Raw genomic sequence first — 11,546 nt, 5'->3', positions numbered from 1 at the left:
TTAACAACAAGATTAAAGTATTAAAACGAAGTTCCTATGGAATTCGCAACTTTAAGCGGTTCCGTACTCGGATTCTTCATTGTACATCATAAGTTAAAATGGTCGGTAAATGAGAGGTTTATTTGGCATGCCCAAAAACAGGACGTTTAGAGCTCAGCATTAAAATGGCTCTAAAGTCAATAATTAGGCGGGATTCCAGATAATCCCACCCCAACTATTGACATAGAGCCTATATTTCCAGGCAACAGAAAAACCCGTAGAACCGAAGTTCTACGGGCATCTTACGTTTGGACACAACGTTATCTTGCGATAACAAATCTATATTCAGATTGTATTACTCAATGATAGAAACAACACGGCCTGAACCTACGGTTCTACCACCCTCACGGATAGCGAAACGAAGACCCTGCTCCATTGCTACCGGATGGATCAGCTCTACGGTCATCTCTACGTTATCGCCCGGCATGCACATCTCGGTGCCCTCCGGCAGCTCGCAAACGCCGGTAACGTCGGTTGTTCTGAAGTAGAACTGCGGACGGTAGTTGTTGAAGAACGGAGTATGACGACCACCCTCGTCCTTGGTCAGAACGTAAACCTGAGCGGTGAACTTGTGATGGCAGGTAACGCTGCCCGGCTTAGCCAGAACCTGGCCACGCTCGATATCAGTTCTCTGGATACCACGAAGCAGAGCACCGATGTTATCACCAGCCTGAGCCTCATCCAGAAGCTTACGGAACATCTCGATACCGGTTACAACGGTCTTCTTAACGTCATCCTTAATACCAAGGATCTCAACCTCATCGTTCAGATGAAGAACACCACGCTCTACACGGCCGGTAGCTACGGTACCACGACCAGTAATGGTGAATACATCCTCAACCGGCATCAGGAACGGCTTATCAGTCTCACGCTGCGGATCCGGAATCCAGCTATCAACAGCATCCATCAGCTCAAGGATCTTGTCGCCCCACTCGCTCTGCGGATCCTCAAGAGCCTTCAGTGCGGAACCCTGAATGATCGGGGTGTCATCGCCCGGGAACTCGTACTCGTTCAGCAGCTCACGGATCTCCATGTCTACCAGCTCAAGCAGCTCCGGATCGTCAACCATATCGCACTTGTTCATGAATACAACGATGTACGGTACGCCTACCTGACGGGACAGCAGGATGTGCTCACGGGTCTGAGCCATAACACCATCGGTTGCTGCTACTACCAGGATAGCACCATCCATCTGTGCAGCACCAGTGATCATGTTCTTAACGTAGTCAGCATGTCCTGGGCAGTCAACGTGTGCATAGTGTCTCTTCGGAGTCTCATACTCAACGTGTGCGGTAGAGATGGTGATTCCACGCTCTCTCTCCTCCGGAGCCTTATCGATGTTCTCGAATGCAACAGCCTCACCAGTGCCATATCTCTCGTGCAGGGTCTTGGTAATTGCTGCAGTCAGAGTGGTTTTACCATGGTCAACGTGGCCAATGGTACCAATGTTACAATGCGGTTTGGTTCTTTCAAACTTTGCTTTTGCCATTTTATAGCGTCCTCCTTAATTGGGCCCATTTGGGCTTGTTGATTTATAATTAGGCTGTTTACAATTATATGCTATTTGCGCAATATTTTCAAGCCTATTTTCCAGCCCCCGGGCAGTCCAGAAGAACTGCCTGGAGGCTAAGGATTGCATTAGTATTAGTTGCCCTTATGCTCGTTGATGATCTTATCCTGTACGGACTTCGGAACCGGCTCGTACTTCTCAAAGAACATGGAGTAGTTACCACGACCCTGAGTCTTGGAACGCAGGTCGGTGGAGTAACCGAACATCTCAGACAGCGGAACGTAAGCCTTTACGATCTTACCGCCGCCGACATCATCCATACCCTCGATACGGCCACGACGGGAGTTGATATCACCGATAACATCACCCATGTATTCCTCCGGCATGGTAACCTCAACCTTCATGATCGGCTCAAGAAGGATAGCGCCAGCCTTCTGCATAGCATCCTTGAATGCCATGGAACCAGCGATCTTGAATGCCATCTCGGAAGAATCGACCTCATGGTAAGAACCATCGTATACGTTAGCATGAACACCCAGTACCGGGAATCCAGCCAGAATACCGGTCTTGGAAGCCTCTTCGATACCCTCGCCTACTGCCGGGATGTACTCCTTCGGAATAGCACCACCAACTACGGTAGACTCGAACTTGAAGGTCTCCTCGCCATTCGGATCCATCGGCTCGAAGTGTACTTTACAGTGACCGTACTGACCACGACCACCGGACTGCTTAGCGTACTTGCTGTCTACATCAACAGCCTTGGTGAAGGTCTCCTTGTAAGCAACCTGCGGAGCACCAACGTTTGCTTCAACGTTGAACTCTCTCAGCAGACGGTCTACAATGATCTCCAGGTGCAGCTCACCCATACCAGAGATGATGGTCTGACCAGTCTCGGTATTGGTAGAAGCACGGAAGGTCGGATCTTCCTCTGCCAGCTTTGCAAGAGCTTCGCTCATCTTGCCCTGACCAGCCTTGGTCTTCGGCTCGATTGCGATATCGATAACCGGCTCCGGGAACTCCATGGACTCCAGGATTACCGGATGCTGCTCATCACAGATAGTATCACCGGTTGTGGTGTTCTTAAAGCCTACTGCTGCAGCGATATCGCCGGAGTAAACTTTGTCGAGCTCCTGACGCTTGTTAGCATGCATCTGAAGGATACGTCCTACACGCTCCTTCTTATCCTTCGTTGCATTCAGTACGTAAGAACCGGAGTTCAGAGTACCGGAGTACACACGGAAGAATGCCAGCTTACCAACGAACGGGTCAGTCATGATCTTGAATGCCAGAGCTGCGAACGGCTCTTCATCAGAAGAATGACGAACGATCTCATTGCCCTCCAGATCAACACCCTTGATAGCCGGGATGTCGGTCGGAGCCGGCATGAACTCGATGATTGCGTTCAGAAGTCTCTGAACACCCTTGTTTCTATATGCACTACCGCAGCATACCGGAACAGCGGTACACTCACAGGTAGCCTTTCTCAGAACCTTCTTCATCTCCTCGATGGTCGGCTCCTCGCCCTCAAGATATGCCATCATCAGATCATCATCCAGCTCGCAGATCTTCTCTACCAGCTCGGTGTGATACAGCTCAGCATCATCCTTCATATCATCCGGGATCTCGCAAACGGTTACGTCGTCGCCCTTATCATCGTTGTAGATGTAAGCCTGCATCTCGAACAGGTCGATGATTCCCTTGAACTCATCTTCCTTACCGATCGGGAGCTGTAAGCAGATAGCGTTCTTACCAAGTCTGGTACGAATCTGCTCTACTGCGCCGTAGAAGTTTGCACCCAGGATATCCATCTTGTTGATGAATGCCATACGCGGTACGTTGTAGGTATCAGCCTGACGCCATACGTTCTCAGACTGCGGCTCTACACCACCCTTTGCACAGAACACGCCTACTGCGCCGTCCAGTACACGGAGGGAACGCTCAACCTCAACAGTGAAGTCTACGTGTCCAGGGGTATCGATGATGTTGATACGATACTCCGGCTGTCCCTTGATCGGACGGTTGTCCTGACCGTGAATGGTCCAGTGACAGGTAGTAGCTGCAGAAGTAATGGTAATACCTCTCTCCTGCTCCTGCTCCATCCAGTCCATGGTTGCAGTACCTTCATGAGTATCACCGATCTTGTAGTTTACACCAGTGTAATACAGGATACGCTCAGTCAAAGTGGTCTTACCAGCATCGATATGAGCCATGATACCAATATTTCTGGTTCTCTCCAACGGATATTCTCTTCCAGCCAAAGCTTTATCCTCCTATTAGAATCTGAAATGGGAGAAGGCCTTGTTAGCCTCTGCCATCTTGTGCATGTCTTCTTTACGCTTTACAGATGCGCCAGTGTTGTTTGCTGCATCCATAATCTCGTTTGCCAGTCTCTCTTCCTGGGTCTTCTCGCCTCTCTTACGGGAGAACATGGTGATCCAGCGAAGTGCCAGGGTCTGACGTCTCTCCGGCTTAACCTCGATCGGCACCTGATAGGTAGCACCACCGATACGCTTTGCCTTAACTTCCAGAACAGGCATGATGTTGTTCATAGCCTCTTCAAAGACCTCTACTGCCGGCTTACCGGTCTTCTCTTCTACACGGCCAAATGCACCGTATACGATCTTCTGAGCAACACCCTTCTTACCATCCAGCATGATGTTGTTGATCAGCTTGGTTACAACCTTATTGTTGTATAAAGGATCTGCTAATACGTCTCTTTTCTGAATATGTCCTTTACGTGGCACGTTACTTCCCTCCTTAATCATAAATTGCATTAATTCATCGGTACTCACATGTTTCCATAAAATGTGTTCGCGCGGGTAAATATCTATTTCCTGCAACCTACAGGTCAATATCAACTTCCGGCGCAACTGCGTATGCAGTCACTTTTTACTTACGTTAGTGGTACATTGGAGTCGGGATTTCCGCTTCTGCGGGAATCTGCTCCATCTGTTACACTGCCATTGGCAGCCTGACTGTCATGCAGTCAATTATTACTTCTTGGTAGCCTTCGGTCTCTTAGCGCCGTACTTAGAACGAGCCTGCTTTCTGTTGGCTACGCCTGCGGTATCCAGAGTACCTCTGATGATGTGATATCTGGTACCCGGAAGGTCCTTTACTCTTCCTCCACGGATCAGAACAACGCTGTGCTCCTGAAGGTTGTGTCCCTCACCCGGGATATAGCTTGTAACTTCGATGCCGTTGGAAAGACGTACTCTGGCGATCTTACGAAGTGCGGAGTTCGGCTTCTTCGGGGTAGCAGTCTTAACTGCGGTGCAAACGCCTCTCTTCTGCGGAGAAGAAGTATCGATTGCGCGCTTCTGTAAAGAGTTGTATCCCTTCTGCAGAGCCGGAGCAGTAGACTTCTTAACTGCGGTCTGTCTTCCCTTTCTCACTAACTGGTTGAATGTTGGCATTCTTTTCACCTCCTGTGATATTGTCTGTTGGTTGCTGTACATTCAAGCTTTTGCTTTTTGCACACAAAAACATTGCGTGAAATTTGCACGCCATATCATTATATCCACATTCTTAACTACTGTCAAGATATTTTTCATATTTTACAGGGATTTTCTGTATGATAGTATTGGATTTTCTGTCACTCTAAAAAACCTTCCAAAAATAAAATGAAGAAAGGAGCAACTTCCTATGCCTGCTTCCCGTTTTCAGCCAAAATCCATCCTCTTTGCCCTTCTGATCTCCTATCTCCTCTCCGGAATCTTTCTTCTCCTGCTCTCCCTCGCTGTGTGGAAGATGCAGCTGTCCGAACAGACAACCGGAGTTCTGATCTTTGCAGTCTATGCACTCTCCTGCTTTGCCGGAGGCTTCACCTGCGCCCGTCTTATCCGGTCACGCCGGTTTTTCTGGGGGCTTCTGACCGGTCTTCTCTACGTTCTGATCCTGACCGCCGTCTCGCAGATCTTCGGTTCACGAGAAACCGCCATCACCGAAAATTCCTCTTCCCATCTGCTTCAAACGGTTATCTGCTGCGCTGTCTCAGGAATGATCGGAGGAATCGCAGGCTGAATTTTCCAATAACTGCTTTCCTATTCTTTCCAATTTTTCCAATTTTAACCGCCGAGATCCCCTCTTTCTGTCTTGAGAGTGCACTCTCCGTGGCTGCCGCTGCGATGGCCGCTGTCTCCATCACGGCTGTCTTCTTTGCAAATGTCTCTCTCAGATCGAGGCAGAGTCCAAACGCTCCGAGGATTCCGCTTCCCAGAAATACCGCAAAATCTCCGAGATTGAAAACAACTTTCTTCAAAAATCCGATCCGGATGCTGAAATAATCCACGACATAATGGCGGACCATTCTGTCATACAGATTGCTGAGTGCTCCGCCAAGAAGAATCGACAGTCCAAGTTTCTGAACCTGCGCCTGTGCCCCCTTCTTCGGAAGCAGATAAAGCAGGACACCGAACAGGCCTGAAATGATGGACAACGGAATCAGTCGCACAACCTGCTGATACTTTTCAAGAAATCCAAACGGAAACCCCGCATTGTGATTGCGGTAAAGCCAGATTCTGCCCCTGCTCTTTTCAAGTTCTCTCGGAAAATCCTTCGGGTCCTGCTTTTCCACCCACCACTTGAGAGCGAGATCTCCGCCTGCAATCCCCGCAATTAAAAATAAATAAATCATATCTTCTCCTCTCCGCTCCATAATCAGAAAATGATGCTTGCCCATATACAGTAACGATTCTTCACTCATTACTCATTCTCATCTTCATTTTACTATCTGCTCAGATTCCCGTCAAACCAAATTCTGTCATTCTTCCCCCATCACCATAACATATAAGAGAATAAACAGATTCTCTGGAGCATTTTTCTATGATTCCCTGTTCCTTCTATCCGGCATCGGAAGAATATGCCGACTTCATTCTCCGTTATTCTTCTCGCGCAAGCGACGAAGTATTCCGGTTCACAAGCAGTACCTGCATCAATTTCATCAGCCGCGACTTTGCCATTGTCCATACTCCGCTTGACCGGGTGCTTCCGCTGAGCATCAGCCGCTACACCTACACGGCAATTCCAAAACTTTACAGTCTTTTAGACACCACTGCACTTGCAAGCAGCGGAATTCTCGAATCCATCCGTCAGCCTGCCCTCCAGACAACAGGGCGGGGCGTCATGATCGGAATCATTGACACCGGGATTGATTACACAAATCCGCTTTTTCGGCGCACGGACGGCTCCACACGCATCGCCGCCATCTGGGACCAGACGATCCCCTCCGACACGGAACCGCCGCAAGTCTCCGGTTTCCAGCCATTTTACGGAACTATCTATAATCAGGAAACGATTGACTCGGCTCTGCACCTTGAAGATCCCCACACCCTCGTCCCGACCCGCGACACTGACGGGCACGGAACCTTTCTCGCAAGTGTTGCCGGCGGAGCCAGGATCTCCGCTCCGGCTTCCTTCTCCGGAGCTGCACCGGAGGCGACACTCGCCATTGTCAAACTCAAGCCCGCAAAGCAATATCTGCGCGATTTTTTTCTGATTGCCCCTGATGTCCCCGCCTACCAGGAGAACGACATCATGGCTGCGGTCAGCTTTCTCCTCGGTCTGGCCGGTGACAGACGGATGCCGCTTGTCCTCCTGATCGGTCTTGGCACCTCCCAGGGAAGCCACGACGGAACCTCGCCTCTCTGTCTTCAGCTTCAGGCTCTGACAAGTTCCATGGGACTTGTTGCGGTCACCGGTGCCGGAAATGAGACCGGCTACCACCATCACTATCTGGGAAATCTTTCTGAAAAAGAAGACTGGGAGGATGTCGAGCTGCGGATTGCGGAAGGAGAAAATGGGTTCTGCATGGAGCTGTGGGCACATGAGCCGGAACTTTACACCGTCGGCTTTGTATCTCCGTCCGGAGAACAGATTGAGCGGATCCCCCTCGTCCTCGGGAGAGAAACGGAAGTTTCATTTTCTCTCGACGCGACAAAAATCGCAGTGACCTACCAGTCTTACGAGAGTTCTTCCGGAAGCCAGCTGATTTTCCTGCGCTTTGTGACTCCCTCGCCCGGAATCTGGCATCTTCGCGTCTATCCGGTACTCTATCTGAGCGGACAGTTTCATATCTGGCTCCCGCAAAATCCTTTTATCGCCTCTCAGACGATTTTTCTGCGCTCTGACCCGGACACCACGATCACAGATCCCGGAAACGGCTCAATGCCCTTAACTGTGAGCGCCTACAACCACCTCTCAGAAAGTATCTATATCCACAGCAGCCGGGGATACACCCGTGCTCTCGCGATAAAACCGGAGCTTGCCGCCCCCGGCGTCAACGTGCAGGGAGCCGCCGCTGACCGTCCCGACTCCGATCCCGAAACACTTCTCACCCGAAGAACCGGGACTTCCGTCTCCGCTGCAATCGCCGCAGGCGCCGCCGCCGACATCCTGTCCTGGGCATTTGTCGACGGCAACGCCCCTTATCTCACAAGCACCTCCGTCAAAGCCATGCTGATCGGAGGTGCCGGTCGAAATCCCGCTTTCCACTATCCAAACAGGCAGTGGGGATACGGAACTCTGAATCTGTATCAATCTTTTCTGAACTTAAGAGAGTGAGTAATCCCGCAATCCTGCAATTCTGCTAACCCCGCATCTGAATCAGCGGTCCGCCCTTTTTCTCAAGATACGAACGCGTCACAACAACCGTACCGATTCCCGGATCCTTCGGAATCTCATACATGATGTCGAGCATGAACTCCTCAAGAATCGCACGAAGCGCACGCGCTCCGGTATCTCTCCGGAGTGCCTCCTCGGCGATCCACTTGAGAGCCTCCTCCTCAAACTCCAGCTTGACTTCATCCATCGAGAGCAATTTCTCATACTGGCGGATAATCGCATTTTTCGGTTCTCTGAGAATTCTCATCAAAAGCTCTGCATCCAGTTTCTCGAGTGTGACAGTCACCGGAAGTCTTCCGAGAAACTCCGGAATCATGCCGAATTTTCTTAGATCCTCCGTCGTCACCTTCGAGAGAATCTGCTTCTCCTGCTCTGCCTGATCCCGTAACTCTGCACCGAATCCCATTGAGGATTTTTTCTGAAGACGCTCGCGGATAATCGTCTCAAGCTCCGGGAAGGCTCCGCCGCAGATAAACAGAATATTTTCCGTGTTTACGGTCGCAGTCGGTGTGAGTGCGTTCTTCTGGCCTGCCCCGACCGGCACCTCCACCGTACTTCCCTCGAGAAGCTTCAAAAGTTCCTGCTGAACAGACTCTCCGCTCACATCCCTCGTGTTTGTCTCCTTTTTTCGGGCAATCTTATCGATCTCATCAATGAAGATGATTCCATGTTCTGCCTTCTCCACATCATTTCCGGCAGCCGTCAGAAGCTTGGAGACAACGCTCTCAATATCATCTCCGATGTACCCCGCTTCCGTCAGCGAAGTCGCATCTGCAATCGCGAGCGGAACATTTAAAAGGTTCGCAAGCGTCTTCACCAGATACGTCTTTCCGCTTCCGGTCGGTCCGACCATCAGAATATTGGACTTTTCAATGCGCACATCATCAGCCCGCTCCTCGCCCTTTTTCGCAAGCATGGCGCGCTGCTCCTCATCGAAAATTCTCTTGTAATGATTGTAAACAGCGACTGCCATCACCTTTTTTGCCTTGTTCTGGCCAATCACATACTCATCAAGTTTTGCCTTTAAAATGTGCGGCGCCGGAATGTCCTTCAGCTGGAAATCCGGACCATTCTTCTCCCTGCGCTTTTTCACTTTCTGCCTGTTGGAAAGCATTGCATTCCCGAACCCTTCTAAATCCGCCGGATTTGAGAAATTCATATTCATGTACGGCATCCCCGGAATCTGGGAGAGATCCATCTTTGACCAGTCAATCTTTGAGGTATCCATGCCTTTTCCCATAATTGAGTCAAAGGCCTTCTGCATGCAGTCATGGCACAGGCAGATATTTCCCGGCATTGTAATCATGCTTCCCGCCTTGCTCTCCGGCCGGCGGCAGATATAGCAGACTTTTTCATATTCCTGTGTGTCCGGAGCATTTGTCTCCGTACTCTCTGTTTCCTTTTTCTCTATCTGATCTTCCACTTTTTTCTTTTCCTGTTCTTTCTGTTCATCCTGTATCTCTCTAAAATCTTCCATCATCGGTCTCCTTATCTAATTATCGATCTAATCACTGATCCAATTCCATCCCTCACTCCTACTTTAAATGGAACCCGTCAACAGGTCAACAAAAAATCTGCCCACTTCCCCAGAAACCGCAAAAGGGGCGCTGTGACAGATCTTTTTCTGCCACAGTACCCCTGTTTGTATCATGTTGTTATTGCTTGCTGTCTGCCGGTCTGTTTCCGAGAGTGATCGAAACGGTACGCTCCTGATACTCTCCGTTTTCCAGTGACTGAACTGTCAGCTCCACCGTCTCACCGGAGCGATAATACTTGAGCAGATCTTTTAATTCTGCCATCGTGCGGACACTCTGTCCGTCAAACTTTGTGATAATATCCTTCTCTTTCAGGTCTGACTTCGACGCTGCCCCGTTCTCCACAATCTTGTAGACATAGATTCCTTTCGGCATTCCGTACATCGAAGCCGCATTGTCATCGATATTCTGTCCCTGAATTCCGAGATAACCCTGCTGGGCCTGTGCAACCTCCGTGCGGTTCTTGCGGTTCATCAGCTGATTGATAATATCCTTTACCTGAGATACCGGGATTGCATATCCCATTCCCTCTACCTCTGTGGAAGAATACTTTGCAGAGTTGATTCCGATTACCTCACCTCTCATATTCAGAAGAGCACCGCCGCTGTTGCCCGGATTGATTGCCGCATCCGTCTGAAGAAGTTTCTTCACATCCGTCTCATTCGTCTTCACTTCCCGGTCAAGTGCGCTGATATATCCGACCGTCACAGACTGTCCGTACCCAAGTGCATTTCCGATTGCGACAACTCCCTGTCCGACTTTGAGCGCATCGGAATCCCCGAGCGTTGCAATCTTAATCTGGCTCATTGCCTCCGCCGGAATGTCTTTCAGGGAAACCGCAATCACTGCCAGATCCTGCTCTGCATCTGTTCCCTTGATCGTCGCATTGACCTGGCTGTTATCGATGAAGGTCACGGTCAGCTGGTTGGAATCCTCCACAACGTGATTGTTCGTCACGATCAGAAGCTCGCTGTCATTCTGTCCGACGATAATGCCGGATCCACTGCTCGGAACCTCCACGGTTCTTCCCGGGCCGAACCAGGTCTGCTGCTGCATCAGCATCGTGTTGTTGATTGCCACGACTGACGGCATCGCATTGGCCGCAATCTCGGAGACATCCATTCCTGTCTGTGCGGACGGTGCAGCGCCTCCATCCTGATCTGCTGTCGGTGCCTGCGCAATTGTCAGCTGAGTCTCACTCTTCGGAAAATACTGCTCTCTCAGATAATTTCCCGCCGTATTCACTCCAAACATCGTTCCGCCTGCAATCACTCCAAACAGAACTGCCGCAGCTGCAACCTTGACCACCTTCTTTGCCACCGGTGGAATCCCTGCCGGAGCGTGAACCGGATCCTCCGGAATCTGGGCATTCGGATGGTTCTCCACCCATCCGCTCTGGGGATCTTCCTTTACAGACTCCTCAAACTCCTGTCCGTCCTGTGTCTCTCCCCACGGCTCCTGCTCCTTGATGCTATCACTCTCATCCGTCTCATTCATTCTGTCGTCTGCACGACTGCTGTCATCCTGTTCTCTATCTTCACGGAACTCTCTGTCCTCATCCTCAAACATATCTCCAGTCCCCTTTCCTCTATCTCATCAAGATCCCTGCAGCCATGATTGCCATCCTCTCACAATCTCTGGAAATCACTTTTTGTTGCAGATCTCTTTTCTATTGCCTTTCTATTGTCTTTCTGTTGCCTCTTTACTATGCTATCAAGACTATAACAATTAATTGTGTCGGAAATGTGATGGAAACGTATCGAAGCTGTGAACTGTATCCAAAAATGGCCCCGTCAGCGGAAACGCAACCCGCAAACAGAGCCATCTCTCATTTTCTGAAT

General features: G+C 50.1%; 10 protein-coding genes. 3 read left to right on the top strand and 7 right to left on the bottom strand.

All coding sequences use genetic code 11. The features are described from left to right. Window positions 1-92 (top strand): transposase (locus tag ACR0QE_RS00910; RefSeq protein ID WP_148489008.1); only part of this gene is annotated, 92 nt, incomplete at its 5' end. Window positions 93-334: 242 nt separating this feature from the next. Here ACR0QE_RS00910 and tuf read toward each other — a convergent pair. The 4 genes from tuf to rpsL all read right to left on the bottom strand — a co-directional run bounded on the left by tuf (window position 335) and on the right by rpsL (window position 4,965). Next, a complete protein-coding gene (tuf, locus tag ACR0QE_RS00905) occupies window positions 335-1,528 on the bottom strand; it encodes an elongation factor Tu (RefSeq protein ID WP_432626499.1) in 1,194 nt (397 codons plus the stop codon). 155 nt (window positions 1,529-1,683) lie between these two features. Next, window positions 1,684-3,807: an elongation factor G gene (gene fusA / locus ACR0QE_RS00900; protein ID WP_432626498.1), complete on the bottom strand. Its 2,124-nt coding sequence runs from the start codon at window positions 3,805-3,807 to the stop codon at window positions 1,684-1,686. A gap of 15 nt (window positions 3,808-3,822) precedes the next feature. Continuing rightward, window positions 3,823-4,293 (bottom strand): 30S ribosomal protein S7, encoded by a 471-nt coding sequence (gene rpsG / locus ACR0QE_RS00895; protein WP_308450927.1) that lies wholly within the window; start codon window positions 4,291-4,293, stop codon window positions 3,823-3,825. Between the two features lie 249 nt (window positions 4,294-4,542). Next, complete coding sequence (gene rpsL, locus ACR0QE_RS00890) at window positions 4,543-4,965, bottom strand: 30S ribosomal protein S12 (RefSeq protein WP_177977076.1); 423 nt, start codon at window positions 4,963-4,965, stop codon at window positions 4,543-4,545. Between the two features lie 229 nt (window positions 4,966-5,194). Here rpsL and ACR0QE_RS00885 point away from each other — a divergent pair, with 229 nt between their 5' ends. Then, window positions 5,195-5,572 (top strand): TIGR04086 family membrane protein, encoded by a 378-nt coding sequence (locus tag ACR0QE_RS00885; protein WP_432626497.1) that lies wholly within the window; start codon window positions 5,195-5,197, stop codon window positions 5,570-5,572. On the opposite strand, the gene ACR0QE_RS00880 is transcribed toward ACR0QE_RS00885, so the two are convergent. Next, entirely contained in the window at window positions 5,526-6,185 is a 660-nt protein-coding gene (locus ACR0QE_RS00880; RefSeq protein WP_432626496.1) for a signal peptidase II, read from the bottom strand. The genes ACR0QE_RS00885 and ACR0QE_RS00880 overlap by 47 nt on opposite strands. Window positions 6,186-6,373: 188 nt before the next feature. Here ACR0QE_RS00880 and ACR0QE_RS00875 point away from each other — a divergent pair, with 188 nt between their 5' ends. After that, window positions 6,374-8,110 carry a S8 family peptidase gene (locus ACR0QE_RS00875; protein WP_432626495.1) on the top strand — a complete coding sequence of 579 codons (1,737 nt, stop codon included), beginning with the start codon at window positions 6,374-6,376 and terminating at the stop codon, window positions 8,108-8,110. A 25-nt stretch (window positions 8,111-8,135) separates the two neighbouring features. On the opposite strand, the gene clpX is transcribed toward ACR0QE_RS00875, so the two are convergent. Further along, window positions 8,136-9,647 carry an ATP-dependent Clp protease ATP-binding subunit ClpX gene (gene clpX / locus ACR0QE_RS00870; RefSeq protein ID WP_432626494.1) on the bottom strand — a complete coding sequence of 504 codons (1,512 nt, stop codon included), beginning with the start codon at window positions 9,645-9,647 and terminating at the stop codon, window positions 8,136-8,138. A 178-nt stretch (window positions 9,648-9,825) separates the two neighbouring features. After that, entirely contained in the window at window positions 9,826-11,274 is a 1,449-nt protein-coding gene (locus tag ACR0QE_RS00865; protein ID WP_432626493.1) for a S1C family serine protease, read from the bottom strand. Window positions 11,275-11,546 lie beyond the last annotated feature (272 nt).

It is taken from the genome of Brotaphodocola sp., from assembly GCF_050873065.1.
Lineage (GTDB): Bacteria > Bacillota > Clostridia > Lachnospirales > Lachnospiraceae > Brotaphodocola.
The sequence above is the reverse complement of the archived record's forward strand: the minus strand, read 5'-3'. Positions and strand labels throughout refer to the sequence as shown.

Coding starts and splice junctions, on each gene's coding strand:
- ACR0QE_RS00865 (WP_432626493.1), bottom strand. CDS start 11,274: ATGTTTGAGGATGAGGACAGAGAGTTCCGTGAAGATAGAGAACAGGAT.
- ACR0QE_RS00885 (WP_432626497.1), top strand. CDS start 5,195: ATGCCTGCTTCCCGTTTTCAGCCAAAATCCATCCTCTTTGCCCTTCTG.
- clpX (WP_432626494.1), bottom strand. CDS start 9,647: ATGGAAGATTTTAGAGAGATACAGGATGAACAGAAAGAACAGGAAAAG.
- tuf (WP_432626499.1), bottom strand. CDS start 1,528: ATGGCAAAAGCAAAGTTTGAAAGAACCAAACCGCATTGTAACATTGGT.
- rpsL (WP_177977076.1), bottom strand. CDS start 4,965: ATGCCAACATTCAACCAGTTAGTGAGAAAGGGAAGACAGACCGCAGTT.
- ACR0QE_RS00880 (WP_432626496.1), bottom strand. CDS start 6,185: ATGATTTATTTATTTTTAATTGCGGGGATTGCAGGCGGAGATCTCGCT.
- ACR0QE_RS00875 (WP_432626495.1), top strand. CDS start 6,374: ATGATTCCCTGTTCCTTCTATCCGGCATCGGAAGAATATGCCGACTTC.